This is a genomic window from Ruegeria sp. CG4 (assembly GCF_056537185.1).
This window is the reverse complement of the sequence record NZ_JBQFRB010000003.1, coordinates 21,491-48,461: the sequence shown is the minus strand read 5'-3', so window position 1 is coordinate 48,461 and position 26,971 is coordinate 21,491. Positions and strand designations below refer to the sequence as shown.

The window sequence follows — 26,971 nt, the reverse complement described above, 5'->3', positions numbered from 1 at the left end:
TCAGGTGTTCAACTCGGACAGGTACTTGATCGCCGCGAGGCTTGGCAGGAACGTGTAGGCACCGCCCCGTGCAAAAATCAGGCGCGGAAAACCGCGCAGGCGGATCGTGTCACCATCCGGCAGGGTCATATCGAACCAACTGGTTTCGGGCGTATTCGCACCCAGCAGCGGATCGTTTGCGCCGGTAATGTTCGGGTCCTGCAGGCCGAGATTGATCCAGTCGCACATGACGGCCTCGAATTGCGCGCCAATATTGGCACCAATGAAGCTGCCCAACAGACCGCGTTCCTCGGTATCGGGATTTTGGGGGTCAAAGTCCGGGCCATAAGACATGCCGCGTCGGACCAGTCGCCGCGTGTAGTTCGCAATGCGCTGGACGATCGGCCCGCCCCGCGGGTTGCCGCGCCGCAAATGCGATCCGGCCGGGCAGCGTGAGCCGTGCGAATAGTCGAAATTGGTTAGCGAGACTTCTTCCTCGGGAAATTGGGCGTTTGGCGACAATTCGTATGGGGTCCCGTTGCGCCAGCGCCCGCACATCTGCGCCGCGACCACTTCGCGAAGGGCGCCATGCATATCCGGGTCTTTGACGATGAGATGCAGTTTCTTCGGGTCCGCCAAAAGGTCCCTTTTGGGATGGCTCATCAGTTCCGTAGCGGCCTTGTCCAGATAGACCTCGAATCCGGCGGCGTCCTGTTGCAGCACCCGGAAGGCATTGAAAGACCCGTTGAATCCCAGCTCGTGCGGGGACGGAACGCGGAACAGCACGCCTTCCTGTTTGGTGGGATATCCCAGCAGCGCCGTGCCGAGCGGGTCCATGGGTTCATCCACACCCACCTGATCTGGATCGGTGACATGCCTGAAGCGCGGCTGCGAGATGCCGTCGACATACCCGAAAAACACTTTCCCTTCGGGCAGATTCCGCCCATTGCGCACACCGAGAATGGTGAAGGCCTTGGCAACTTGCGCCTCGACCTGATCAAGATGGTCTTCGGTGTCGGAATGAACCGATGCAATCAGGTGTATCCGCTCGGGCTTGTCAAACGGAGCAGGCCAGTTTTCGGGCGCGCTTTTGCCGAAGTCCCCGATCTTGATCGCCCGTTTGGTCATCCCTTGAACGAATTCCGTCGGGAAGGTCTTAAGATGCTCAGCCGGCGTACCCAGAGCGCGCAGCCCTTCAAAGGTAATTCCGATGTTGAAGCAGAACGGCGGCCTGACGGTCCAGGTAACATCGCGGGTAATCGCCGGAACGTCGCCGTGGCTGTCATCCACTGCTGCTGCCAGAAACTGCCGGGCCGCTGCGCGGTCGCTGACCTCAAGAACCAGATGACGTACAAGATTGCGGCGATATCCACGCAGGATATTGCCCTGAATGTCTGCGAGGTTGAATTTTGTGTTCACCAGCCCTGTCCAAATTTCTGGCGCACCTGCGCGGCGGAAACTCCGGGATAGGCGCGATAGCCTCCTCCCAACGAAAGATTGCGGTTCGCGTGCAATTGCAGAACGAACTCACGCGGCAACGTCGCCAGTTTGTGCGGCGGCTGGTTCGGCGGCAGCCCTTTTGCAGCGTCCTGCAGTCCGAACAGATCAGTCGGGAAATCGGCGGCCTGGAACAGGTCATGTTCCTGCACCCAATCGATGAACTCCTCGACGTTGTGTTCCGTCGGAATCAGGTGTTCGGCACCGTCCACCAGCGAAATAACATCGTTGAAAACACTGCCGATGGTGGTGATGAAATCGCGGATGTAGTTGCTGAAATCACCGTCATAGACCGAGATCATGCAAATCTTGTCTTCGATCAGCAGGAAACGCGCGAAATGAACGGTTCCGACATTGTCCAGCCCGGCAAAGATCTCGTCCACATTCTGTGCAATCGCCAGCGTCGCATGCGCACGTCCGGCCGGCGAAGGGTCCTTGAGTGGCATGATCAGGTTCATCATGCGCTGGACGTTTTCACTGGGCTGTGGCGAAGGTCTGGGCCCGCCCGGAAGCTTAGGCTTGGGTTCTTTCCAGATCCAGAACGGCACCACGACATAGCGCGACAGGAACTGGAACCATCCCCGCTCAGGCAGGCTGTTGACGTAGCGATTGAACCAGCTGTCCTTACGTGTCATCGGATGGCCTCTTGGGGAATGGGCAGGGGGTTGCGTCCCGCAGCTGGCTGGAGAATTCGTAGGATTCGATGCGGATCTTGAGAACCGGATCCTCTGAAACCTCGATCCCGGGCGTCAATAGGCCCGGATTGAAGCTGAGCTTTTCCGCATTCTCGATCTGATCCTCGGGCACCGCGTCCAGCGTCAGTGTGCCCATCATGATGCGTTTGCGGTGCGGCGGCCATGGCCGGGCCGAATTTTCGAAATCGTCGCCCACCTCACCAATGGCCATCATCAGTGAAAACCGTGCGGGTTCGACGGCCAGCCGGTCTTTCAGCTCCTGCCGCAAATAGTCATCGTCCGGGGTTTCCGCGGGATCGGTTTTGAGAACACCGGCGATCGGTTGCCATGAAAAACGGACCCAGCGCTTTACGTCATCCTCGCCGGTGACAATAAATGTATGAACCGCATGATAGGCCGCGCGAACATAGCTGACGGGCGCGCCGATCGCTGCCGCCTGCAGAACGCCCAATTGTGCCTCGGCATTCTCGTCCGCGAACTTGATGGCACCGTCATCCGGGCTGATGGTTTCGTTCGGGTAGGGATCCCGTTTTGGCAGGATCAATTGCAGCAGGTTGATGATCTTCCGCCACGGCGACTCGCCATAGTACATTTTGGGTTTCGCCGCCTCGGCGAAATCCAGAAAGTTCTCGGGCGTCGACGAAAAGAACTCGGGCAGCGTCATGGCGATCAAGTCGGTGTCGGTGCCATCCGAAAGGTGAAACCGGACAGCCATACCGCGCACGTCGGACCAGCCGTCATGTACGGCGGCACATCCCGAGCCGTTCGAGAACCGAACGATGACATCCGTCTTGTCGGAACGGAAATGGTCGGCGGCGCAGAAGTTCCGGGCAATCAGAGAGGGCTTGAAGAAACCTGTCGCGCTGATGCCTATTGTATGAACCGGTCGCAGCTTGGGATCGCCATCTGGTCGATGCAATACATGAACCAGCTGCTCGGCAATGCCGGGAGCGCTCATATTTCCCCCCTGAGCGTTAATTAATCACTAATACCTATGTGTTAACCTTAACGGCTGCGGCCCCAAAGGCAATAAAAACGTCACATGTACACGCGCTTGGGTCGCGGTTCCCTGACGGCAGGAACGTGATGCAATCCTTACCAGCGGCGCGCCATCTCGACGGCCTTGGCCCAATCCCTGCCTTGCTTGCTGGCCTCGAATGCCTGGTCCATCAGGGTGTAAGACGACGGTTTGTGCGTCGCCAATCCGACCATTTTCGGCAGAGGCGGGTTTATGCGGACAAGACGGTCTTTCAAAACCAAGTGGGCCATCCAGTACAGGTTCTCGGCCGATGTTGTCAGCAGCAATTCGATCAAAGCACCCTTGGGCGCGTTGGAAGTGACGCCAAACCACTTGAGCAGCCCCCAGTCGTCGGGATCCCGGATCATCTGTTCCGAGATGTCGGTGGGCTGTTGCCCGGTGCCGATCGACAGGGCCTCGATCTGGTCCAGCCCCGGCGCCCGGCCCGCAGCGATGGCAACGTTAATTCCGTTCATCACCGGGTTGTTGGCAAAAGCGCCGCCATCGGCAAAGTAGCCGTAATCAACCCCCTCTGCCCTGATCAGGTGCGGCGGAAAATAGGACGGCGCCGCTGAACTGGCCATGGCCACGTCCAGCAGTTTGACCGCACTCATGTCCAGCCAGGCGTCGCGCTCGACGTCATGGTTTGTGATGGTGAACGGCGCCCAACCTACCTTGTCACCGCGATGGAGGCACACAGTGTTGACCGCCAGAACCAGATCACGTGACAGCGAAGATATGGTCCGGTCGCCGACAAGCGAAAGTCCGATTTCCGCCAGACCCGAGGCATTGTATTGCGCCGCTGTAATGCCCGGCCCGCCGCCCAGCTTGAATTTCTGCAGAACCCTGTCCGCCACCTTGTCCATCAGGCTGCGTTCGTTTTCGCGAAAAATTGTGGCGGCGTCGTCCCGGTAGTGTGCGGCCAGCTTTTCGATCAGCGTGGCCATATCCTTGCCTTGGGTCCGGCCGTCGGCCAATGCCACCGCGATCAGTCCACCGGTCGATGTGCCCGCAAAACCGTCCGCCTTGTCCAGAAGCTGAGTTTCCTCGTGCAGACACTGCAGAATACGGCACGTCAGATATCCACGAATTCCGCCACCGTCGCAGGAAACCAGTTTGAATGGCATCCGATTTACCCCGTTGTTGTTTTCAGAGAAGGGTTGCGGACCAGGTCGAAGTATCACCCGTCCGCGAGCCTGTCTGACTGCTTTGTTTTCGTTCTTTCCCATATCATCAGAAAATTGTCACCGGGGTACAAGAACCTGGCAGACAATGGGCGCGTCGGGAAATCAGGCGCGGTCTTTGTGCGAGAACAGAATCTTGTCGGTAGGGAAATCAAGCCGGAAGTCTGCTGCACGCCTTGGAAGCGCGCGGTAGAAACTCAGCAATCCTGGCTCAACGGGTTTCGCAAGCGTCGCGCATTTATCGCACATTTCCATGATCCTGAGATGCGGCTGCCGGTTGCGAATGGCTTCCAGCAGGTTCGAATGCTCTGCGCTGAGTTTCTGAAATTGTTCGCTTTCAAGCAGTTTCTGATCGCCCACCAGCGCAAATACGGGTTCCGGGTGGGATTTGCCTTTCAGATCGACAAACCCGGCCCGCAGAGTGGCAAGGGTCGTTTCTGTCGCTTCCTGTACCGAGTTCGAGACCAGAATATCATAGTCGACATTGCGACAGCTCTGTTCGATGCGCGCCGCAACGTTCACCACATCGCCAATGACGGTGTAATTGAACCGGCTGCGCGACCCGATATTGCCGACACAAGCCCAACCCGTCGCACATCCGGTTGCCAGGGCAAGCGGAGGACGATCCTTCATGATGTCAGATCTGTTGAATTCAGCCAGTGCCTTGCGCATGTTCAATGTCGCCAACGCGGCGCGATGCGGGTGATCCTTGACCGGCAGGGGCGCATTCCAGAATGCCATGACGGCGTCACCGATGAATTTGTCGATCGTCCCACGCTCGAGAAGGATCTGGTCCCCGATTTCAGAGAACAGCTCATTCAGAAGGGCGACAAGGTCGGTGGCGGTAACCCCTTCGGACAGCGGCGTGAACCCGCGGATATCCGAAAACATAACGGTTATTTCCTGAATTTCACCGCCCAGATGCAACTGATGACCGGTTGCTTCCATCTCATCCAGAATTTCGGGCGCGACGTAGTGCGAAAACACCTTTCGAATGGCGCGTTTTTCGCGTTCTGTCGAAATGAACATGTAGCCCGCCAACAACCCGAAATTGGCCATTCCGCCAATCATCGGGAACGTCACATCGAAAAGGATCTGCTGGTTCTGGAAGACCAGCCAGCCAACCGCCATCACAACCGCTGCCGCAATGCCGCCGGCAACAAAAGACGCAACGGCTCCAAAGCTCGACATGACTGCCGTGACCACCAGCCCAAGAATGACAAAGGCGATCAATTCCAGCGCCGCGATGACATCTGACCGGTTCAACATATCGCCCGTCAGGATCTGTTCCAGAATCTGCGCATGAATGGAGACCCCGGGCACCGATTCCCCAAGAGACGTCTGGTGAATGTCGAACAGACCAGCTGCCGAGGTGCCGACAAGAATGATGCGGCCTTGGATTTTTTCCTGCAGATCCGGATCGTCGGCCGAACGCATGACGCGGTCTGCCGACAGATAAAGATCTGGATTGTCGCGCCGGTATCTCACCCAGATCTCACCATGTTCCGTTGTTGGCACCGCGTAGCCCCCAACATCGATGCCCAGCATTATTCCGGGTTCGTCCTGAGACCCCTCTGCCAGAATGATGGGTTCATCCAGTGCAATCCGCAGCGCCTCGATTCCCAGCCCCGGCATCACTCCATCAGGTCCGCGCCACAGTGCCGGAACGCGCCGGACCACCCCGGTTCCGCCCAATGGCGAGACATTGACCCCTCCGATGCCAGCCGCGGCGCGATCCAGCGGCTCGGCGGGGGGCGCCCAGTGTGGAACCGAGATCAAACCGGTCGTCGGCGAGTCGCCAATTTCGACAATGCCCGTTTTGGGTGGCACCTCGCGGTCGCCACCCGTCAGGCGCGCCGCGACGCCCAGCACGACTGGCCAATGGGCCATTTCGAACCCGAACAAGACATCGTTATCCAGTGCCTTTGCACCTGGTTCGATATCAACCAGCCCTTCAAGCGCCGGGTCATTGAGAAGACGGGAAGGCGAAAACCGATCCGGCTCGACAAAAAGCATGTCGAAGGCGATGACCGCCGCGCCATATTCACCCAGGTTTTCCACCATTTGCGCCAATAACGTGCGTGGCCAGGGCCATTGCCCCCAATTGGCCAGGGAAGTTTCATCGATATCGACCACGCGCACCGGCAAGTCGGGATTGTATTCGCGTGGAGACAGTCTTTGCAGGATGTCGAAGTAGATCAGACGGGACATCTGAACCGGATAGGGGTCCATCGAACGAACCAAGCAACCGAACAGGATCAAAACAATTCCGAATAGACGGAATGCCCATTTTCGGCTGTTTTTATCCCTTGTTCTTGCTGTCACCTCTGCCTCCGGGCGCAAGGGGGTCACGTTGTTCCGACAATACGGTCCGAGTCGTTTTCCCGGGAGACCCTATTCGACTTCAGGATCACGCTCGGGTTCTGGTTCAGGCTCAGGATCGTACTCAGGTTCAGGATCGTACTCAGGTTCAGGATCGTACTCGGGTTCAGGCTCCGGCTCGGGTTCAGGCTCCGGGTCACGGTCCGGTTGGGATGGCGGATCCGGGCGGTTGTCTGGCGGGGTGGGATCTGACACAGCACGCGCCTCATTGGTACTCGTTTCACCGGGCGGCGCAGGGCGGGGTTCAGACCGACCGGGTGATGCAAAGAAACGAACCGGCCTGGCGTTTTCGGAACAGCCGCCGAATTCGACCTGAAGCGGCGGAAGCAGCCCTTCCTGCGACCGCGCGAACGGGAAACCGCTTTCCAGCGCCTTCCTGTATTGCTCGCGATCCACCGGCCGTCCGACGCCGCCACCCTTACTGTTCGCAAAAAGGCTGCATTGTCTCCCGGTGGATCGGCACGACCCGTTCAGGCTGCACATTCGAACAGTGCCTTCCAGAACCAGCATCGCGCTTTGGTCGCCGGAAGCAATCCAGAGATCGAAAGTCGTTCCGCGCACCGCCATGGTCGCTGATGGCGTCGAAATGGAGTAAGCCCGCTTTCTGCTTTTTCCGGAAATGAACCGGAAGCTGCCGCCCAGTGCCTGTACCGCAAAGGACTTGGCCTTGCGGTTGTTCCGCAGCATTTTGACATCAATGACCATACGCGCATTTGGGCCGATGGCTATTTTCGTGTCATCGACAAACACAAGCTGAACCACGCCTGATCCGTCAGTCGCGATCGCATCACCCGAGTCGACCTCCATCCCCGTCCGCAACGCTTGTGTTTCTCCGGCACGCGTCACCTGAGCGCCTTGCTTGGCGCTGACGACTTTTCCGATATTTGCGACGACCTGCGACGGCAGAATCACAATAAGGCAAACTGCCAAACACAATTTTAACCAAGCCAATCCAAGCCCCTTTCCCCCAAAGGTTCCTGCCGGGTACACACCACCCCAAGCCCGATTGATGCCTCACAACAAACAGAATTAATCTGCAGACCAAATATAGGCAAATATGCAGTAATGCTTATGTTTTTGGCAAGTTTAATATCACAGCCCCAAAAAACGACTGTGGTCAGGTGACGGCCGCCTCGTGTTGAACCGTCGTTTTTGTCCGGCACTCCCTGCCAGGAAAACAGCTGTTATTCGACGAAGACTGTCACATGTACGGCCCCCCGGAATTCTGATTTGCAGCGGTTTGCAGAATTTTGCCATTTAGCAGGAAAATCGCCTTGTATCTTGGTGACAGGCACGGATATACCCGTCGGCGGAGACGTGGCCGAGTGGTCGAAGGCGCTCCCCTGCTAAGGGAGTAGGCGGGAAACCGTCTCGAGGGTTCGAATCCCTTCGTCTCCGCCATACAACATTGAAACCAGATGATGTTTCGGGGTTTTGTCGACCGAACCCGCGACAATGGACGCTAGTAATTGAAGTTCGACGCGTCGGATGATTCAACTCACCTTAGCCGTGGACGTCTACCCACCTTAGGCTTTGGATCGCACTGTCGGATTCCTTCGGTTGGGAATCTTCCCTCGCTCGAGCTTCTTTTGTGCCAAACCTCAACCGGAGCGGTTACAAGACGAACGCTTCCCGGTTTGCGTCCGACTTGGAGTTTGAAGCAAGCGACCTGACTGCGTGTCGGCCATAGTGACGCGCGTCAGAAACTTCTGGAGCGAGCAACTGCAGCGCTGGCTCCGCCACCGGACAGTTCGGCCAAAACCCGACAAACACCGATCCGATCCCAATGCGAAGGTTTCCTGCGCGGCGTGTTCGCGAAGAACCTGAACGCAAGTTTTGAGCCGTCGCAGGCCTACTCTCATCAAAATTTTGTATTTCATTCCAATACTGTTATGTATGAATTTATTTTGCGGGCGGGGGCGTAATGAACTCACTAACCAGAATAACACGCGGGATAGGCGTCGCCTTGAAGGACGGCAGGGTGAAGAGTCTTTTGGCCTTCACCATAGGCATGATCCTTTGGGCGTCTGTTTTTTATCACTATGTAGAAGGCTGGAGTTGGCTGGATTCCATCTACTTTTCCGTAGTGACAATCTCGACCGTCGGATTCGGTGACTTCTCGCCCGAGACTGCGTTAGGCAAGATTTTTACCATGGTCTATATTATTGTCGGACTGGGTGTCTTTGTGACTGCGGCAACCACGATTGCGGACACGATCCTGTCTCAGGATGACAAAAAAGCAGACGAGTAAAACGACCGTAGCCCTGACGCTGCGCTCAAAAAACAACTGCAGTGCTCAAGCCGCAGTTCGGTTTTTCGACGCTTCATCAAACCCATACCAAGCGGCGATATTTGAAAAAATATACATATCACGGTTTTTGAGTGTAAGGTTTGGAAAACGAATAATGGAGGGACGGTATGGAAAAGACACAAGACGCAAGAATTGTGGATCTGGCAATTCGCTTGCTTTTTCTTGGGTTATTCCTTTACAGCGCATTGGTCATGATCGCGCCGCTGGCAAGCGTGGTGATCTGGGCGACGATACTCTGCGTCGCGCTTTATCCGGTTTTTGATTGGCTGCAGTCCAAGTTGGGCGGACGCAAGTCGCTGGCCGCAACCATTCTGGTTTTGCTGGGTCTGGTTCTGACATTGGGGCCCGTCGCAACTGCAGTATCGGGCGCAGCAGAGCTTGGAGGCGAGTTTGCGGAACAGGCGGACAGCGGTGAATTGAAAGTCCCACCGGCGCCTGAAGGTCTCAAGGAGCTGCCCCTGGTCGGGAACAAGATCGCCGAAGTCTGGGGGATGTTCGAAAGGAACCTGGACGGTGCGCTGGCCAAATATGGCACACAAATCCTGGAAGTGACCAAATCCCTCTTTGGTAAGGTTCTGGGTATCGGGATCGGGCTTTTGGGACTGGCCCTTTCGGTTTTGATCATGGGAGCCCTGTTCAGCCCCGGCCCGAACCTGGTTCAGGGTCTGCAGCGATTTGCCAACCGCGTGTTTGCGCCACGCGGGGGTGAGTTCGTGACTTTGGCGGGCGCAACAATCCGAAATGTCACAAAGGGCGTCATCGGAGTGGCGGCAATTCAAGCTGTCGTCGTGTGGTTGCTGTTGGTTCTGTTTGGCATTGGTTCCGCGGCGACGCTGGCGTTCATCTGCCTGATCCTGTCCATCATTCAGATCGGGCCCGGTCTGGTACTATTGCCTGTGGTTATCTACGCATGGAGCTCGATGTCCGGTGGTGCGGCTTTGGTGTTCACCATATTGGCCATCCCTGTCGCCATTATGGACAGCTTCCTGCGTCCGGTCTTCATCTCAAAAGGTCTTGAGACACCAATGCTGGTGATCCTGATTGGGGTTCTCGGTGGCATGATGGCCTATGGCTTGATCGGCATTTTCATGGGACCGGTTCTGTTCGCTGTCTTCTACGAGCTGTTCAAGGTCTGGATCGACGCCTCACCCGAAACGGAAGACGCTGCTGAAGGAGCAGCAAAATGAGAAAAACAATATGGACGACACTTGCCGTCATTCTTGTTTTTCTTGTGTGGTATCTGGTTGCTGACCGGAAAACTCCGTTTACGGGAAATGCCAGGGTCAAGGCCGTGGCAACGCAGATCGTGCCGCAGGTCACCGGAACGGTGACCGAAGTTCTGGTCGAGAACGGTCAGGTCGTCTCAGCTGGGGACGTGCTGGTTCGGATTGACGCCAGACCGTATGAAATCGATCGCGCAAAGGCAGAAGCGGATCTGGAAGCTGCAACACAGGAAGTGGGCGCTTCCTCGGCCGAGGTGAGTGCGGCACAGGCCAAACTGGCTAGGGCGCAAAGTGACCTCGACACGATGCGCATACAGACAGAGCGGGTTTTTGCGCTTGAAAAGAAAGGACTGATCGCGGTTTCAAAAGCGGATGACGCGCGAGGGCAACTGGCAGAGTCAGAGGCGAATTTCGAGAACGCCAAAGCGGATCTGGAGAAAGCTAAGCAGAGGCTAGGCAGCGAGGGAGTGGAAAACCCCAAAATTCAGCGCGCACTGGCAGCACTGGCAGATGCAGAGCTTAATCTTGAATGGACCGAGCTGCGCGCGCCGGCAACAGGTGTGATCTCCAACTTACTGATTGCGCCTGGAACATATGCGCGCTCCGGGCAGGACCTGCTGACCTTTCTGGATGCGACCGACGTCTGGATCGAAGCGTATTTTACCGAAAACAACCTTGGCAGAGCATCTGTGGGCTCGCCCGTCGACGTGGTGTTGGACATGCACCCCGGCAAGATTGTACCGGGAGTCATCGAAAGCTTCAGCGCAGCTGTTTCCCTGAGCGGCGGTGATGAGCCCGGCCAATTGGCAAGCCCGCCAAGCACCAAGGGTTTTCTGCGCGAACCTGAACGGTTCCCGGTTCGGATCGTGTTGCCCGGGTATGAGGCTGGAAGCGCCGAGGACGACCTGCGTTTTCAACTCAACGGGCAGGCGGACGTGATCATGTATCTCAGCGACAACTCGCTACTGAACGTGGTTGGCCGCACCTACATTCGTTTGGTTTCGATACTGTCTTATGCGTACTGAGGACAGAAACTCGGTCATCCGGCTTGCATTGGGGGTAACAGGGGTCTTCTCGTTGGGCCTGTTCCTGGGTTGGCCCCTTGCGGTTGTTGGTGCCGTGTTCACGGCCTTGTTTCTTCAAGCACCGGCCGCGTTGCCTTTGGCGGCGTTTGCAAAGCTGTTTGTCTTCTCGATCGGGTTGATGTTTCTTTCGTTTCTGCTGTCATCGGTATTCGCACCATATCCCGTCGTATTTCTGATTCTGGTTGCGATCGGAATAATCCTGTCGTTCATATGGTCGGTGTCAGGCGCAGGAGTATTGCCCGGGGTCATTGCCCTAATGGGGGCATTGATGATCCCGAACCTTGTGCTGCAATCGCAGGATTTGGCCTTGGTGCTGGTGTTCTGGATCCCACTGAACCTTCTGTTTGCGGGGTTCGTATCCACACTGATGTTTGTTCTGATCCCCGCTGAACCCCCAACGCCTGCTGAAAAAAAAGCAGCGTCATCGCCTGAATTTGACCCGCATCGTCGGATCGTCAGGATGTCGCTTGTCACGGTTCCGTTTGCTTTGGCGTTTTTCGTGTCCGGCGCGTCGGCGTTGTTGGTGTTGTTCTTTGTGGCGCTTCTCAGTCAGCAACTGGCTGCGATGCCCGCAGCGGGGAAGACCGTTGCCAAGGCTATGCTGACAGCAAACCTGCTTGGAGCGGCGGTGTCGATCATCTGCTATGAAATCAACGTGATCGCCCCGGTCATTCTGACGCCTATACTGCTCTGTCTGTTCTTTTGTCTGACACTTGGGGCGCTCGGCAAATCTCAGGTTCCACTGGCTGCCGCTGCCGGGTCTGCAATAACAACAGCATTGATTGTGTATGGCGGGTCGATTGCACCGTTTTCCGACGAGGCCGACGTCAAAAGCATCACGCGTGTTCTGCAAGTCGCCAGCGCTGCGTTCTTTGTGATCATAGCCTACGTCGTGGTCGACGAATTCTGGCCGGAAAAGCAACGCCAGACCAGTCAGAACAACGCGGCCTGACGGGAACAGACGTCGCGGCCAATAACAGGCCAGCGCATGGTCACATATGTGGTCTGCCCAAAACTCTGGATTTCGGTAATGCCCGCAAAACACCCAGATAGCAATTCAGCGGATACCGAAACTCGGCCTATGTCGAACGCACCCCAATCCGCTTAACCGACACTGTTTTCTTACCTCCGCACCGCGCTAAACGCGGTACAGGGCAAGCCAAATCAAAAAACCGATATAGGCGAAAACTGTTACATTCAGCACCGTATCGACGATTGATCCCGTCATTTCGTGACCTCCTTCATCAGCGACTTGAGAAGGCAAATAACAAGGACAGGCACAATAAAGACAAACGCGATGGCTGACAGTGCGATAATGGATCGAACGAGCGCCACGTCGTTCACAAAAATCATCGCCAGCCCCAGGCCGCCCAGTACCACGCCCCAGATGGTACGCACACCAGGGGAAGGGTTTTCATCTCCGCCCGTTCCAATCATTGCAAGCGTGAATCCGGCGCTGACAACACTGGTGACCACAAACAGGAACGCGGCCGCGATTGTTGCGATCTGTGTCACGTATTGCAGAGGAAACTCTTGCAACAAAGCAAATGTCGTCGCATCGAGGCTTTCGGCGTTCACCTCCAGAAGATGGCCACTTCCATCCAGAACGTCAAAGATACCAATCCCGCCGAAAACGCCAAACCAGAAGATCGAGAACAAAGTCGGCGCGATGATGACGCCGGTCAGAAACTCGCGGATCGTGCGGCCGCGCGAAATTCTTGCAATGAAAATCCCGACGAACGGGGACCATGCAAGCCACCAGATCATGTAGTTCAGCGTCCAGTCCTGAAACCATGTGGAAACGGTTTCGTCGAAAAACTCGGTTGTCGAAAACCCGGCGGGTATGACGTGGAAAACGTACCGGCCAAAACCGGAAACGATGGAATTCATCGCGAAGGACGTGGGACCAACAAGCAGCAAATAAACCAGCAGGGCAATTGCAATACTCATGGCCAGATTGGACAGCCTGGACATCCCCTCACCCAGATCGCGCCGAAGTGGGATAAGAAATGCAATGCACATGACGACAAAGATAATCGCGGTCAGCGAATACGAGTTTGGTATTCCCAGGACCCCTGCAAATCCCGTTTGAATCTGGAACACCCCCATCGCCAATGAGCCTGCCAGCCCGACGGCGATGGCAACAACCGACAAGAAATCGAAAACCCACGCCAACGCCCGGGTCCAGGCTTTGTCCCCGTAAACGTCCAGCAACGGTGCGCTCAACAGCAAGGAGCGCTCTCTCCGAAATGCAAAATACGCAATAATCAGCCCGACGACGCCATAGATCGCCCAGGCATGAAAACCCCAGTTCAAATAGGTGACAAATATGGCCAGGCTGGCCGCTTCCGGGTCGGCGCTGAAGTTGCGAATAACCGAAAAGTGCGTGAGAGGCTCTGACGCGCCAAAGAACAGCAGTCCAACGCCCATACCCGCCGCAAACAGCATTGCTATCCAGGCGACAGTGGAAAACTCGGGCTCTGATCCTTCGGGACCAATTCGTATCGAACCGAACCTGGACAGCGCGAGATAGATCGACAGCAACAAAAGTGCACTGGCTTCCAGCATAATGAACCAGCCCCGGCTTTCGAATTGAATCGAAACAACTGTGGAAGAAAGGGATCCCAAGCCCTGTGGATCGACAATGCCCCAAATGGCAATGCCGCTGCTGACCAGTAGTGCCGATACCAATAGCGCGTTAACTTTCATCGCTCGCCAATCTGAAGAAGTGCGTCTGCCTTGGCACCGTAGTCACAAAATACCGTCACACAAAGTCGCAAACGTGGATTGCCACGAGAAGCCGATGCTTATCCTGCCCTCGCAGTGGCCGTTTTCGTCCGCCCCCTGCCGCATCGTGGCTGATCACGGCTTGGTCCGCACAGAAAACGATCAAAGAACCGATGGACAGACGTGTCGAACCCGTATTGTGCAAACTATACTTTTCAAAAAATCACTATAAGTGAATATAATGCCCTAATATAGCATTGAACGGCGTGAACGGGGGAAGTCGGCGGTGTTTGATATATTGGCGCATACTGTCAATGAGACAGGCCAAGGTGATCTGATTGTTCAAAACACCACGATGCCTGCGATAATCAGCGGCTCGACCATTTCTTTCGACGGTGGGCAGACGTTCCAAGCCTACACGTATCTCGGTCAGGGCAACTATCGCGGCACCGGTGAGTCCGGCGAATTCATCAGAGTTGGCGGACAGGTCTATGCCTATAACACCACGGATCCCACTGGCCCGATGCAGACGGGCAACTGGAAAATTACAGAAGGCGACCTCGATCCCAGCAATCCTCCCTGCTTTGTTGGCGGAACATTGATCCAGACACCGCAAGGCGAGGTTCTGGTCGAACAGCTTCAAGCAGGAGACTTGGTTACCACGGCATCAGGCGGACACATGCCAATTCTTTGGATCGGCGGCCGACAGGTCATGCCCTCCATGCTGCTTCGCAATCCGTCATTGCAACCGTTGAGAATAGACACAGGCGTCCTTGGGAACGACCGACCCCTGGTGATATCCCAACAACACAGATTGCTGGTATCGGGCTACAAAGCGGAACTGCTTTTTGGTGAGCGAGAGGTCCTGATGCCCGCCAAGGCGCTTATTGGATTTCCGGGTGTCACATTGGATTACTCCCGTTCAACGTTCACCTACTACCATCTGTTGCTGGAAACACACGAGGTGGTCTTCGCAAATGGAGTTCCATCGGAAAGTCTGTTTCTTGGTGACCAGCTTGGGCGCACTGAAACCGATGAAATCAAACTCCTGTTTCCGGATTTGTTCTGCGAGTTAAGAACTGTCAGAGCAGCGAAGCCCATGGTTTCTCGTCGCGAAGCAATGGTGATGTTTGCCTGACCCGTTTTGCGCTAGCAGGAAAGACTGGCTTTGCTCTACCCTTGGACCTGCTGACTTCGTATTGTTGGCCAAGCAGTTTTCGCTGCGACTGAATGAAGGACTACGATGAGCCCAAATCAGGCTTCATTTCCAAAGGTGGATGCAACGGGCGTGATAGCCTGCCCACACACCGCAGCCAACATATTCAGAAGCCACTTACGCGTTCGATAAGCCAATACATCGACACTGAGCCGATGCCATAAGCGGTAACAGTTGTCGCCGTTTGACCAATCGGAACCGCTATGAATCGCCCCGCCGCTATGAGAAGAGCCAAAGCGCCAATGAAACTGAGCTGGCCTGCCTCGACGCCGACATTGAAGGCAAGCAACGCGGCCGGAATATCGCTTGAGGGCAGTCCGATCTCGGCCAATGCTCCCGCAAAGCCAAGGCCGTGCAAAAGCCCAAATCCGAAACATACAATCCAGGGTTTCTGTTTTGACAGCCGGAACCGACCTTCGCCGCCCTTCACAATCTCCATGGCGAGGAAAACGATGGAAAGCGCGATTACAGCCTCGACCGGTGGACCGGGAACATTCAGGACACCGAAAGTTGCAAGCGCCAGAGTTATGGAGTGCGCAAGTGTAAAAGCCGTTATAGCGCCAACCAGCCTCCATGTGTCACGAACCAGAATGAACAGCGCGAAGACAAACAGCAGGTGATCCCAACCTTCCAGTATGTGTTCAAACCCCAACAGGAAATATGCAGAAAAGACTGACCACGTCGTCTGCTCAGTAGGTATTTTCTGGATGGCGGCATCAGGAGTGAAACGAAGGGTCGTCGGCTCGGCTTGCAGAGGGTGCAAACGCACCAAGACGTCGTTCTTTTGAGTCTCTAGCCCCTCAATCGCAATGGGTTGGCCAGCTATATCTGCCCCGCACTCGACAACCCATGAAGATACCCAAGCTCTGCCATCTGAAACCGGGTCCGGGCCCCGCGCCGGAGCGCAGCCATCCGGTAGGACCGCATCAATCGCCATCGGTCGACCGTTCACATCCGGCTTTCGCCAATGAACGCTCCACGTGTCTGAAGCGATTTGGCGAATTTCCAGATAACCCGGATCAAGCGCATGTGCAGTAGCCTTACCTGTCGAAAAGGTAAACAGCAGAGCAAAAACAAGACAGACAACCGCTCTCATTTGGTCGGGCCTGCAAGATCGGGAGCTACGATTTCATAGTTTCGGGCAAGAGCCTCATATTGCGCCTGCGCCAGATCTTCGCTCGCAGCGCGACGCCAATCCCGCAGTACCACACCGTGGATTTCTGCCAACGGCGGCAGTTGGCTGGGTTCGATGGCGACAACCTTGACCAGATGCACCCCATATCCCGACCGGATCGGTCCGGTCCATTCACCCACATCCAGCGTTGTCAGACCTTCGGAAAACCCATTTCCAAACACCGAGTCGATGACTTTTGTCGCGGTCATGGGCATTGAAGCGGGCAGCAATGTCGAGCCTCCAAGGCCATCAGGCTCCCGCTCGGCCCGCAGCGCGGTCAGAGCCTGCTCGATTTCTGCTTCGCTTGGCTTTTCACCCAAAAAAAATTGAGTGAAGGCCGCTTTGGCAGATGTTGCGTAGCGTTCAGAGTTCTCCTCCAGAAAAGCCTCTAATTCTTCGTCATCCGGAACAACTGATGTGGCGATCGCTTCAGACAGAAAATCCATCTTTTGGCTCAGCCGGGACCTGATGACGGTATCGCCGCGATCAAGGCCAAGCTTTCTCGCTTCTCTGACCAGCACCTCTTCGCGAATGGATGCATCGACCAAGGCTTGCAACTCAGCTTCGCTTGGTCTGCGTTTCCACCTAGCTTCAAACTGAGCTGACAGCAGCGCAACATCGTTTTCGTCGATTGCTATCGTATCAATGTCTTCAACAGCCTCGGCTTCCGGCGCAACCAAATGGAACCAAACGAAAATCGCCGCTCCAATCAAGAAGAAATGGAACAGAGGTTCTTTCAACAATCGCATGAAGGCTCCTGCAAGAAAAACACGATCCGGTTCTATGTATCGATGCTGGCATCACCCGGTTGGGTTTTGCAAGAAACGAACACCCTGTGTGTTTCAGAAAGTTGGTGACAGCACCGGGGCAGAGGTCCCTACCCCGGCTTCCAATTCCGTCCCCAGATTGGATCACTCTTCCGGCGTGTACCAGATCGGAGAGGAATACGCGCGCTCCTGATGCGTCAGAACCGCGTCTTCCGGCAATTCGGCACCGAACCTCAGCTTGTCGTACAGCACCCAGCGTGGTGTGGGGATTTCGATGGCGCGCACGTAGTAAAAGGCCCGCGCATTCGGATCGAAATCAGGATCAGACCAAACCGTAACCAGTTCGGCGGTTCCGATTGTGTTGGTCCAGCTTGCGGTGTCTACATCCACGGTGTTTCCAACCGCGGGAACTTTGCCGTTTTCATCAGCAACACGATCACCCGACCACGCCACATCGTAGACCTTTTCCTGCAAAGCTCCGTCGAAATCGAGCCATCCCTTTACCACTTGCACGCGGTCCAGATTGGCACCAACCGGGTCGCGCAGCGCAGCGATCAGGAATGCGGGCGCACCATCACCTTCGCGGGGGCGTAGGTCCGAACCCATCGGGACCCCTTTGGTATAGCCGACATCTGCAAGGAAACGGGTTTCTACGTCCGCGTCATTGAAATCCCATCCGCCAAAGAACCGCAGTCCGATCCGGGGACCGGTTGTTGCATAAGTCTCGCGCCGCTTGAACGCATCAAAGATCGCAGCGCGCGTGTTTTCGGTCGCCCAAACGGCCGTGTAGCCGGAAGCGACCAGAAGGTCGCCGGGAATTTCACCCAGATCATTGGCAATGAAAGGATGTTTGATCCGCGTCGCCGAAGGTTCAACACTGACAGATTTTCCAAAGAAGTTGTCCTCTTCGGCAGTGGCCAGAGATGTATGGCTGTCCGTCGCGCCGCCCATACCGAACTTATAGGGGTTAACGCCGAACTTTTCTTCCAGCAACAGACCGCGCTTCAGTGCTTCTCGGGCGTATTCACCGGCCAGCATGTCATCGGTCTTCAGCTCGGTGATATCCAGATTGCCTACATCCCAGTTTTCGTAGTCTGCAAATTCGTCATCCGGGCTCAGGAACGGATGCGCTTCGCCGTCACCCTTGATCTGCGTGACTTCGTAGTGGGGTTCCCATTTCGCACGGGCCGCCACGTATTCCTCATCGACCTTACCGCCGTGATATGTATCTTCGGTCGGGAACATCCACCCGTTTGACAGGTTGCCGTTATGGGCAAAGGCAACTGCACGCCCCCCGGTTTTTTCCTGATACTCTTCAAGCCACGCGTAAAGCGCCTTTGGATCCGTATCGCCGTAAGGCGGCTGCGTCACCGGGGGCACCATCTGAAGCGCTCTGATCGGCCCATCGCGCAGCATGACGTTTCGATGCAAATTGAAACCCTTCGGTACCGAGGTCCACTCAAACCCGATGAACGCGGTAAAGTCGCCAGGGTCGTTATGTCGCTCGGCCGCCAGTACAATATTCTCCCAGGTGAAGGCGAAAGCGTCGGCACCCGGGCTGTAGGACTCGAGAAGAACTTCCGGCAACGTCATTTGCGAGAAGTTGGTAATAATGTCGAACGCCGTTTTCCCGGCCTCTTCACCGCCGGCTTTGTAACCCTCGTACCATTCCAGACCTTTTGGATCGGCAAGAACACCGGGCTTGCCAGCTTGCAGATCCGGGGCAAATCCCATCAGGTCCGTGTGATCCGTCAGAACCATCCAATCCAACGGCCGGGCCAGCCGGACAGGTTGGCCGGTGGACGAAATGACCTGCTCACCCTTTGCGAAACGCCATGCGTCGTCTGGCAGCAGGGTGTTCCCGAAGGCGCCCGCATCCAAGGAAAGCCCCGTGTGAAGGTGCGTATCCCCCCAAAGCGGGCGTTCGGGAAAAGTCCGGTTGGCATATGGCGAAAACGGTCGGTCCGAGAACAAGTCTTCGGCCGCTTCTTTGCTTGGCACGGCGTCAGAAAGAACAATTGTCGGCGCAAATACCAATGAGAAAAAACACGCGGATATCCGAAACATAGTGACCTCCCAAATCAACTATACCAACAGAATGGAGGAACTTTTCGCAGCCCCTTAATATTCGATTTTGTTTATATCACAGCGTGTCGATTTCCGTGAGGAATTTTCCGGACCACGGTTTTCGTGGTGCTGGAAAGGCAACCGATCCTTTTCCAATTCGAAGTTTCCACCTGCGAACGTTTTACGGTTTTCGCCCAAGCTCGTGACCAGGAACCAGTGCTTGCGGAACTCAGGCGCGCAACCGTTTGTTCTCTGGGTCATAGACGTGGTGGTTGTGACGAACGGCAGATCGAAGTGCACCGAAGGCTTGAACGTGGCAGCTTTGGCCAATGTCCAGAGTTCCCGTTTCCACATAACCCAGCGCGATAAGACGACCGCTTCGGAACCCCATCGACACGGATGTTAGGTAACCGATTACTCGGTCGCCCAGGATAATGGGATCAGCCGGCAACGGATCCGGGCCAGGGTCCGTAATTTCAAGTCCAATGAATTGCCAGGCTGGCACCTCGCGCTTTTGCTGCATGACAGCTTCGCGCCCTGTGAACGGCCCCTTGTTCAGGTTGGCAAAGCTCGCCAGCCCCGCGTCAAAGAGTGTGTATTCGGTGCCAAAGTCAGCAGCCCAGCCGTGATATCCCTTTTCAACCCGCATTGCGTTCAGCGCGTAGGAGCCGAAATTTCGAATACCTTGGTTTTGCCCGGCCTCCCAAATGGCCTGGTAAAGCGTTGTCAGGTGCTCGGAAGAGACATGAAGCTCCCAACCCAATTCACCCACGTAACTCACCCTGAGGGCGGTGACTGGTACGTCGGCGATCGTCGTCTCGGTAACGCTCATCCAAGGCCGGGTCAGGTCGCCGTTTGTCAAAGGCTCAAGAAGCGCACGGGATTTCGGCCCCATGACCAGAAGTGCGCCATCTCGTTCGTGCTGCCGGGTGAGCGTGGCATCGGCGTCGCCTATCTGTCCCGCGATCCAGTCGTAGTCACGGTCCACGGCAAGTGTCGGACCGCAGAGCAGAAAGCGGTCATCGGCCAGCCGGGCGATCGTTGCCTCGGACCAGATCTTTCCGTTTGGTGTCAGCATGTAAGACAGGCGCACCCGTCCAACGTCCGGCAGGGAACTACAGAAGACCCTGTTCAAAACCGCGGCCGCATCCGGACCTTCGAGCGTGAATCTGGTAAAGCCGCCATGATCCATGATACCGACCGCATCCCGAACGGCCTCGCATTCCTTGCGGACCGGCTCATTCCATGCTTCTTCGCCAAAGCTTAGATCATGAGCCTCTGAACCAGGTGCCGGATCAAACCAGAAGGCACGTTCCCAACCGCCGATCTGCCCCATGACCGCGCCCTGTGAAACCAGATGGTCGTAAAGCGGAGACTGCCTGACGGGTCGCCCCGAGGTCAGAATGCGGTGGGGGTAAGGGATCGCATATTGCAGATCGTAATGCTCCGACGCCCGGCGCGCCGCATAATCCCCGCATGCCCAGTCGCCAAAGCGTCGCGGATCCCAAGCGCTCAGATCCCATTCGGTTTCGCCTGCGGTCAACCATTCGGCCATTGCCTTGCCAATCGCGGCTGAATGCGTGATTCCGATCTGAATACCTGTCGCGTGGAAGAAATTTCGTACGCCACTTGCCGGGCCGACAAGCGGCAGAGCATCCGGCGCATAAGGAATGGGGCCATTCACGAAACGTTGTGCCCCGGCTTGTTCCAGCAGCGGGACATGGCTGCATGCAGCCTCGAACACCGCCATCATCCCGTCGACATCGTCGGCAAAAAGCTGATGGTCAAAATCCCCGGGAACACCATCCATCCAGACCGGTCGACCTTCATGCGCGTAAGACCCCAGCAGGAACGCGTTCCGTTCCCGGCGCAGGTAGAACCTTAGATCCGGGTCCCGGATCAGCGGGAAAAGATCACTGTCCGCGTCCAGCTCAGGCAAGGCGCTTGTAACCATGTATTGGTGTTCCAGGGTCACGACAGGCAGGTTCATTCCGGCAAGCGCGGCGATCTGCGCGCCGCTAGACCCCGCCGCATTGATTACGGTTTCCGCAATCAGGCTGCCAGCCGATGTTTCGACCTCCCAGTCTCCGCTGCTGCGCTGTCTGAGGCCGGTGACTTTGGTATAGCGGCGCACTTCGGCCCCCATGTCCCGGGCGTGTTTGGCCAAGGCCTGCGTCAACTGGCTGGGATCAATATCACCTTCATAGGGGTCCAGAATGCCGCCCAGAACGTCATTCCCCGCCTTCCAGTAAGGGTGCATCTTCTCAATGTCCGATGGTTCCAGCATCGAAAGCTCGAACCCCGCGGATCGCGACACGCCACACAAATGCTGAAACAGCTGCATCCGCTCTGGCGTGTGTGCGGGCCAGATTGCCTTGGTGTGGCGGTAGGTAATCGGTGCATCCGGGTGGGTTGCAAGTTCCTTGTAAAGACGCCAGGCGTAATTGCCCGCGCGCATCCCCAGCCACGAATTGGCGTAGGTGGGAATGTTGCCTGCCGCATGCCAGGTCGAGCCAGCCGTCAGCTCATTTTTCTCGAGCAGCAGCGCATCGGCAATGCCCGCCTTGGCAAGATGGTAAAGAATAGCCGCCCCTACGGCACCGCCACCGATGACGGCGACCTGCACGTGATCCTGCATTCAGTGTTTCTCCAGCAATGTGCCGTAGCCCGGGATCGCATCCTTGATGCCGATGGCGCGAAGCGCTTGCCAATACACGGCCGCATTGCATGCAACGATCGGTTTTTCATAGCGCGCCTCCAGTTCCGCGATCAGTGAGATCACAGGCAATGCGGTGCCAACCTGAAGGATGACATCGCAGTCCGATGCAGCCACCTGAGTGAAGACGGCGCGAATATCGTCAAGCGGTGTTTCGCAAATCTCGGGGAGTGTCGGCGCCGCCGTTCCCTTGATCGCGGCAACCTCAAATCCGGCGGCCTCGGTATTGGCTTTTACAACCGCATCCACTTCTGCGCTGAACGGGGTGACAACTCCGACCCGCACCGCCCCAAGTGCGCGAAGCGCCGCGTAGTTGGCCTGCGAAGCGCCCAGCAAACGCACGCCCACCTGGTCAGAGACTTCCGAGCACCGGGCCGCCAGCTTGTCCGGCCCGCCCGCCCCTGCATCCGTTGTCAGCCCCACGGCAATTACCCCGGGGTTACAATCCATCAGCTTGGCCGCTTCGTCAGGCAGATCATCCGACACAGTGTCCCCACCAAGGCGAAAGCGCTGCATCTGGTTGGTCACACCGTTCGGCCGCAAAAGCTCCAGCTCCGGCTGCACGACGGTATTCATCGCCGGTGTCATCACGCCGACAATGGCGCGGGGCGCGAGCGTGTCAGTCATGCTGGTTCTCCCTGAGATATCGGTTCAAACCTTCCATGCCACCAATGTAGATTGCGTCACCCACGATGCTGTCCATCTCGTTTGCGACATCAGGCGCACAGTTAAATCGGCTTTCCCAAATGCCCAGGGTCTGATCGGTATGTGATATCGGGATAAATCGATGCGTCGAAACGTATCCTTCGACGGGAAGCGGACTTTCGAGAATGTCGTAAGTATAGAAGTGGTCGATGTCGGAATGCGCAAGCAGGGTCTCGCGAAACACCGTCCCGTCGCGAATCTGCAGGCTGCGAATTGACCCGGTCGCGGTCGGCGCTCCATTTTCCAAAGTGGCCTTATCCACTGCTGGGTTCCAGGCTGCTAACCCGTCAAAATTCCGCACGGCCCGCCAGACCCGGTCGATATTTGCATCTATGATCATACTGCGAAAAACGTGCATCTTTTCCCTTTCAGTGACCCAAGCGAGTGGTAAATCGCGCGAATATCCCTTGTGTCGTTCAACGTAAATGTGAGGGCGCGATCCCATATTGATTGTGCACCAACTTCGCGCCAATCGTCCACGCTCGGGCGGTCTGCGAGGCGAAGACGACAGTCGTGGAACTGGACACTCATGGGCCTTACGCTTTCGCACCACGATCATGTGACACTTTCCTTGGTCGACAGGTTGCTGGTCCGAAAGCGCTGCGTCGAGCGCGCATCGGACCGATGTCCGTTAGATGACCCAATAGCCCACTCCGCTTGCCCGAGGTCAGTCCGACCTCTCGGGATTCTCTGCCCTTATTCGGGAAGGTATTTGTCGGACCACTGCATTGCCGCTGCCCCGGTCTTGATCATGTGATCAATTGCATCTTCGGCCAACCCGATCCGCGCCAGGATTTCGCGCGTGTGGGCCCCATATTTTGGCATGTGCGACGGTACGGTGATACGGCCCTTTTCCGGGCGCACCGCATTTGGCGCCACCAGATCGGTCCAGCGGCCCATCGGATGCCGGTCGTGCCGGATCACGCGGAATGTCGCCTGTGACAGATCAACCTCTCCACCGCTTTCCGGTTGCAGGGCGGCATCGCGGGTTTCGTGCAGCGACCCCAATGGAACAACGGCGCTGGACGAAGCGGCGAATGCTGCTTTCCAAAAGGCCACGGGACGTTCGCGGAAGCGCGATGCCAGGCCAGCCTGCACTTCACACTGCGGCAGATTTGCAAGGTCGGCAAGTTCGGGGATATTCGCCAAAGCCTTCTCTCGCTCGGTTGGGGCGGCGAAGAACATCCAGCCGCCCGCCGCTTTATAGCAATGATAGAACGGCCCCCAGCCCAGCGCCTGACGCCCCGAAGGTTCGTCAAACGACGCCCGCCCGTCATAATCATACATGAACTGGGCCTGAATCAGGTTGCCCGCAGCCGCCAGCGAGGCGTGCGCAATGCCGCCCTCTCCTGTCTGGTCCAGTCGCATCAGCGCCCCGCCAAGCGCCACGCAGGCACAGTACCCGGTCAAAACGTCGATCGTGCCAAAATGCGCGTGCTCTTCCGGCGTTTCCATGCCGCCGCCAAAACGCACCATGACACCGGTGGCCGCCTGGGCCAGATCGTCATAGCCAAGGTGGTTGGACTTCGGCCCGATCTTCGGCCCGCCAAATGCGTCCAGCTGAACCAGGATCAGCTTCGGATTGATGCTTTTTAACCGGTTCGGCGACAACCCCAGCGCATCGCGCTGCGCATCGGTGCCGTTCATGGTGATGACGTCGGATTCAGCGATCAGGCGCGCCAGTGCCTCTTGCCCTTCGTCGCTGCGCAGGTTCAAAAGGATGCTCTTCTTGCCGCGATGCGCGTGCATGCCAAAGACAACCGCATTCCAGGGGTCTACCGACGGATCGACCGGTTGTACCAAAGTGACTTCGGCACCGAACCGTGCAAGGGTCGAGCCGATGGTGGGGCCGGCGATGACATTGGTCAGGTCCAGAACCTTCAGCCCGTCCAGCCAGCCCTGTCCGGCGGTATCAGTGACCGCCGAGGCCCGGGGCGCTTCGGACAGAAGCGCGGCAAGATCGGCGGGCTTGGCCGCGTGCTTGACCGGAGCCTCGGCATCTTCTGCCAGCCACGCGACATTGCCCATCTGGCGCATCCTGCCGTGCACGGGATGTTCGACTTCCAGCACAAGGCCCGAAGCCAGCGCGTGCGGATCATTCAACCATTCCTGTGAGGATCGCTGGGCCGTTGCCGGTGCTTTCGATGCCCCGAACAGCGCCTCCCACTCGTGGGCCGGACGGGTCAGAAAGGCCTCTTTTATCGCGGTGGATACGCGGGCGCGGTCCGAAACGCCGACCGGATAGTTGCGTGTAGACCATTCCGCGGGCCAGTCTTTCTGATCCAGATAGGCGTCAAAATCTGGCAGGCTTTCAACCATATCGCCGAGCCCAAGCGTTCGAAGCGCGCGTTCAGGATGACCCTTGATGCTGCATGCCACAACATAAAAACCCCGGCCATCTGCGCAGGGGTAGGTCCGGTAGAACGGGTCGAGGAATTCCGACAATCCCGAAAACTCCAGATTCAGCGGCAGACCTTCTGCCGCGCGCCGTTCCAGTTCAACCTCGCGCGGGGATTTGTAGCGGTCCGGATAGTCCTCGATTTGCTGACAATTGTAGACCAGCCCTTCCAGGAGGGCCGTGGCCAGCGGAACCTCGATATGATCCCCGCCATTTCTGCCCCGCGCGCGAAGTGCAAACAGCACCGACATGGCGCCAAACGTTGCCCCGTAGGCCGAAGCCAGCCCCAGCGGAGTGAAGGATGGGTTGATCCCCATAAGCCGGCGGTTCAGGCCCATATCCGTGAACTGCCCTGTGCGCGCAGCGATCACTGCCTCCCACGCTGCAATATCGGCCAGTTCCGGATCGGTCGAGGCAAAGCCGGGCATCGATAGTGAAACAATGGCGGGATTTGCCTGCCGCAAGGCGTCCGGTCCCAGACCAAGACGTTTCATCACACCCGGCCGGAAATTGTCGATGACAACATCGGCGCGCTGAACAAGTTGCAGGGCTGTCTGTAGACCGCCTGGCGATTTAAGGTCCAATTCCAGGTTGGACTTTCCACGTGACAGCATATCCGATGCGGGTGATTTCAGGCGCGGTCCGCCCGGAGGATCAATGCGGATCACATCCGCCCCCATATCGGCCAACATCATCCCGACCAGCGGCCCAGCCAGATATTGGCCGAAATCAAGAACCCGAATGTTCGAAAGCGGTCGGTCGCGCATGGTGGTCAGGCCCCTTTGCCGGTGTGGTTGGTTCGACTGCAAATTGGGGAAAGCGTAGTCTTGAATTCTCAGCGGACGTTGTCCTAAATTGCCAAAAAACATCCCAAATCGGACGAAATGCTGGCACTCAAAATCAACGTCCTGCTGTTTGACAAATTTTCCAACATGCTGCTGGCCTGCCTGTTGGAGCCGCTGCGCGTTGTTCGGGATCAGACCGGCGCCGACATCCACTGGTCTATTGTGACGCCTGACGACGATGCAGTTCGCAGCTCCAGTGGTCTGCGTCTTTCGCCGGACGTTACCTTGGTTGACGCGGGCGCCTGCGATCTGTTGATGGTGGTCGGCGGAGACGAGTTCAGGCAAAACGCCTCGAAGCCGGCCAGCAGAAAATGCGTCGCAATGACCAGACAGGCGGAGACGGTCATCGGGGCGGATACCGGGGCGTGGTTTCTTGCTTCCTGGGGATTGCTGGACGGGCGGCGGGCAACCCTGCACTGGCAAACACTGACTGAGTTTTCGGAGGCGTTTCCAAATGTCGAGACCCTGCCGGACAGATTTGTCCGCGACGGTCCGATCTGGACTTGCGGCGGCGCGTCGACGGCCATGGATTTGATGATCGCCCTGATTTCGGAACGATACGGTGACGCGCTGGCGCATGATGCGGCCAGCATGTTCCTGCATGACGGTGCGCGGTTCGATGGGCTTGGACACAGCGCCATGCAACCCAAAGGGTCGGAAAATCTGCGGCGCTGCATTTCCATAATGGCGGAAAATGTCGAGGCTCCGATGCAAATCGTGGACCTCGCGCGGCGGGCCAACCTTTCGGTTCGGTCCATCTCGCGCATCTTTGTCAAAGAGCTTGGGATGCCGCCCCAACGCTATTACCAGTTGATGCGCCTTTCACGCGCCCGCGACCTGGTTGCACACACGAACCTTGTTCTGGAAGAGGTTGCGATGCGCTGTGGCTATTCCTCCGCACAGTCTTTGTCCAAGGCGTTTTCGCGGCAGTTCGGCGTCAGCATCGGATCGACGCGCAAGCACAAGCAAATGTGGTGATCTG

20 protein-coding genes and 1 tRNA gene are annotated in these 26,971 nt (G+C 57.0%); 7 read left to right on the top strand and 14 right to left on the bottom strand.

The window, feature by feature from the left end:
- The 6 genes from ACR0J2_RS09650 to ACR0J2_RS09625 all read right to left on the bottom strand — a co-directional run bounded on the left by ACR0J2_RS09650 (position 1) and on the right by ACR0J2_RS09625 (position 7,667).
- Complete coding sequence (locus tag ACR0J2_RS09650; RefSeq protein WP_480812422.1) at positions 1-1,398, bottom strand: hypothetical protein; 1,398 nt, start codon at positions 1,396-1,398, stop codon at positions 1-3.
- Positions 1,395-2,111, bottom strand: a complete 717-nt coding sequence (locus ACR0J2_RS09645; RefSeq protein ID WP_170612148.1) for a hypothetical protein — start codon at positions 2,109-2,111, stop codon at positions 1,395-1,397. Before ACR0J2_RS09645 ends, ACR0J2_RS09650 begins: the two co-directional genes overlap by 4 nt.
- Positions 2,101-3,129: a catalase gene (locus ACR0J2_RS09640; RefSeq protein WP_170805885.1), complete on the bottom strand. Its 1,029-nt coding sequence runs from the start codon at positions 3,127-3,129 to the stop codon at positions 2,101-2,103. Before ACR0J2_RS09640 ends, ACR0J2_RS09645 begins: the two co-directional genes overlap by 11 nt.
- Before the next feature lie 137 nt (positions 3,130-3,266).
- The gene (locus ACR0J2_RS09635) at positions 3,267-4,316 is read right to left on the bottom strand and encodes a patatin-like phospholipase family protein (RefSeq protein ID WP_480812421.1); all 1,050 of its coding nucleotides are present in this window, start codon (positions 4,314-4,316) and stop codon (positions 3,267-3,269) included.
- Positions 4,317-4,478: 162 nt separating this feature from the next.
- Complete coding sequence (locus ACR0J2_RS09630) at positions 4,479-6,698, bottom strand: CHASE2 domain-containing protein (protein ID WP_480812420.1); 2,220 nt, start codon at positions 6,696-6,698, stop codon at positions 4,479-4,481.
- Positions 6,699-6,767: 69 nt separating this feature from the next.
- Entirely contained in the window at positions 6,768-7,667 is a 900-nt protein-coding gene (locus tag ACR0J2_RS09625) for a FecR family protein (RefSeq protein WP_480812419.1), read from the bottom strand.
- A gap of 399 nt (positions 7,668-8,066) precedes the next feature.
- Between ACR0J2_RS09625 and ACR0J2_RS09620 the strand changes: the two genes are divergently transcribed.
- The 5 genes from ACR0J2_RS09620 (at position 8,067) to ACR0J2_RS09600 (ending at position 12,326) form a co-directional block, all read left to right on the top strand.
- A tRNA-Ser gene (locus ACR0J2_RS09620) sits at positions 8,067-8,156 on the top strand.
- Between the two features lie 580 nt (positions 8,157-8,736).
- The gene (locus tag ACR0J2_RS09615; RefSeq protein WP_321250731.1) at positions 8,737-9,006 is read left to right on the top strand and encodes a potassium channel family protein; all 270 of its coding nucleotides are present in this window, start codon (positions 8,737-8,739) and stop codon (positions 9,004-9,006) included.
- Between the two features lie 167 nt (positions 9,007-9,173).
- The gene (locus ACR0J2_RS09610) at positions 9,174-10,253 is read left to right on the top strand and encodes an AI-2E family transporter (RefSeq protein ID WP_170612210.1); all 1,080 of its coding nucleotides are present in this window, start codon (positions 9,174-9,176) and stop codon (positions 10,251-10,253) included.
- Positions 10,250-11,314: an HlyD family secretion protein gene (locus ACR0J2_RS09605; RefSeq protein WP_480812418.1), complete on the top strand. Its 1,065-nt coding sequence runs from the start codon at positions 10,250-10,252 to the stop codon at positions 11,312-11,314. Before ACR0J2_RS09610 ends, ACR0J2_RS09605 begins: the two co-directional genes overlap by 4 nt.
- On the top strand, positions 11,304-12,326 hold the full coding sequence (locus tag ACR0J2_RS09600) for a DUF2955 domain-containing protein (RefSeq protein ID WP_170805883.1): 1,023 nt from the start codon (positions 11,304-11,306) through the stop codon (positions 12,324-12,326). Before ACR0J2_RS09605 ends, ACR0J2_RS09600 begins: the two co-directional genes overlap by 11 nt.
- A gap of 272 nt (positions 12,327-12,598) precedes the next feature.
- Here the strand turns inward: ACR0J2_RS09600 and ACR0J2_RS09595 are convergent, their stop codons facing one another.
- Positions 12,599-14,083 (bottom strand): BCCT family transporter, encoded by a 1,485-nt coding sequence (locus tag ACR0J2_RS09595; protein ID WP_480812417.1) that lies wholly within the window; start codon positions 14,081-14,083, stop codon positions 12,599-12,601.
- 373 nt (positions 14,084-14,456) lie between these two features.
- Here ACR0J2_RS09595 and ACR0J2_RS09590 point away from each other — a divergent pair, with 373 nt between their 5' ends.
- Positions 14,457-15,239, top strand: coding sequence for a Hint domain-containing protein (locus ACR0J2_RS09590; RefSeq protein ID WP_480812416.1), 783 nt, complete (start codon positions 14,457-14,459; stop codon positions 15,237-15,239).
- A gap of 184 nt (positions 15,240-15,423) precedes the next feature.
- Here the strand turns inward: ACR0J2_RS09590 and ACR0J2_RS09585 are convergent, their stop codons facing one another.
- From ACR0J2_RS09585 to ACR0J2_RS09555, 7 genes are all read right to left on the bottom strand, one after another.
- Positions 15,424-16,413, bottom strand: coding sequence for a HupE/UreJ family protein (locus tag ACR0J2_RS09585; RefSeq protein WP_480812415.1), 990 nt, complete (start codon positions 16,411-16,413; stop codon positions 15,424-15,426).
- Positions 16,410-17,240 (bottom strand): peptidyl-prolyl cis-trans isomerase, encoded by an 831-nt coding sequence (locus ACR0J2_RS09580; protein WP_480812414.1) that lies wholly within the window; start codon positions 17,238-17,240, stop codon positions 16,410-16,412. Before ACR0J2_RS09580 ends, ACR0J2_RS09585 begins: the two co-directional genes overlap by 4 nt.
- Before the next feature lie 162 nt (positions 17,241-17,402).
- Complete coding sequence (locus tag ACR0J2_RS09575) at positions 17,403-19,259, bottom strand: DUF3604 domain-containing protein (RefSeq protein ID WP_480812413.1); 1,857 nt, start codon at positions 19,257-19,259, stop codon at positions 17,403-17,405.
- 295 nt (positions 19,260-19,554) lie between these two features.
- Positions 19,555-21,963: a GcvT family protein gene (locus ACR0J2_RS09570; protein ID WP_480812412.1), complete on the bottom strand. Its 2,409-nt coding sequence runs from the start codon at positions 21,961-21,963 to the stop codon at positions 19,555-19,557.
- A complete protein-coding gene (locus tag ACR0J2_RS09565) occupies positions 21,964-22,668 on the bottom strand; it encodes a maleate cis-trans isomerase family protein (RefSeq protein ID WP_480812411.1) in 705 nt (234 codons plus the stop codon).
- Entirely contained in the window at positions 22,661-23,086 is a 426-nt protein-coding gene (locus ACR0J2_RS09560; RefSeq protein ID WP_480812410.1) for an SRPBCC family protein, read from the bottom strand. Before ACR0J2_RS09560 ends, ACR0J2_RS09565 begins: the two co-directional genes overlap by 8 nt.
- A gap of 356 nt (positions 23,087-23,442) precedes the next feature.
- Complete coding sequence (locus ACR0J2_RS09555; RefSeq protein ID WP_480812409.1) at positions 23,443-25,911, bottom strand: CoA transferase; 2,469 nt, start codon at positions 25,909-25,911, stop codon at positions 23,443-23,445.
- 117 nt (positions 25,912-26,028) lie between these two features.
- Here ACR0J2_RS09555 and ACR0J2_RS09550 point away from each other — a divergent pair, with 117 nt between their 5' ends.
- Entirely contained in the window at positions 26,029-26,967 is a 939-nt protein-coding gene (locus ACR0J2_RS09550) for a GlxA family transcriptional regulator (RefSeq protein WP_480812408.1), read from the top strand.
- Positions 26,968-26,971: the final 4 nt, after the last annotated feature.

Bases quoted from the DNA above. Each gene is read 5' to 3' on its own strand.
- ACR0J2_RS09645 (WP_170612148.1), bottom strand. From the start codon at position 2,111: ATGACACGTAAGGACAGCTGGTTCAATCGCTACGTCAACAGCCTGCCT.
- ACR0J2_RS09640 (WP_170805885.1), bottom strand. From the start codon at position 3,129: ATGAGCGCTCCCGGCATTGCCGAGCAGCTGGTTCATGTATTGCATCGA.
- ACR0J2_RS09635 (WP_480812421.1), bottom strand. From the start codon at position 4,316: ATGCCATTCAAACTGGTTTCCTGCGACGGTGGCGGAATTCGTGGATAT.
- ACR0J2_RS09610 (WP_170612210.1), top strand. From the start codon at position 9,174: ATGGAAAAGACACAAGACGCAAGAATTGTGGATCTGGCAATTCGCTTG.
- ACR0J2_RS09605 (WP_480812418.1), top strand. From the start codon at position 10,250: ATGAGAAAAACAATATGGACGACACTTGCCGTCATTCTTGTTTTTCTT.
- ACR0J2_RS09600 (WP_170805883.1), top strand. From the start codon at position 11,304: ATGCGTACTGAGGACAGAAACTCGGTCATCCGGCTTGCATTGGGGGTA.
- ACR0J2_RS09595 (WP_480812417.1), bottom strand. From the start codon at position 14,083: ATGAAAGTTAACGCGCTATTGGTATCGGCACTACTGGTCAGCAGCGGC.
- ACR0J2_RS09590 (WP_480812416.1), top strand. From the start codon at position 14,457: ATGCCTGCGATAATCAGCGGCTCGACCATTTCTTTCGACGGTGGGCAG.
- ACR0J2_RS09585 (WP_480812415.1), bottom strand. From the start codon at position 16,413: ATGAGAGCGGTTGTCTGTCTTGTTTTTGCTCTGCTGTTTACCTTTTCG.
- ACR0J2_RS09580 (WP_480812414.1), bottom strand. From the start codon at position 17,240: ATGCGATTGTTGAAAGAACCTCTGTTCCATTTCTTCTTGATTGGAGCG.
- ACR0J2_RS09570 (WP_480812412.1), bottom strand. From the start codon at position 21,963: ATGCAGGATCACGTGCAGGTCGCCGTCATCGGTGGCGGTGCCGTAGGG.
- ACR0J2_RS09565 (WP_480812411.1), bottom strand. From the start codon at position 22,668: ATGACTGACACGCTCGCGCCCCGCGCCATTGTCGGCGTGATGACACCG.
- ACR0J2_RS09560 (WP_480812410.1), bottom strand. From the start codon at position 23,086: ATGATCATAGATGCAAATATCGACCGGGTCTGGCGGGCCGTGCGGAAT.
- ACR0J2_RS09555 (WP_480812409.1), bottom strand. From the start codon at position 25,911: ATGCGCGACCGACCGCTTTCGAACATTCGGGTTCTTGATTTCGGCCAA.
- ACR0J2_RS09550 (WP_480812408.1), top strand. From the start codon at position 26,029: ATGCTGGCACTCAAAATCAACGTCCTGCTGTTTGACAAATTTTCCAAC.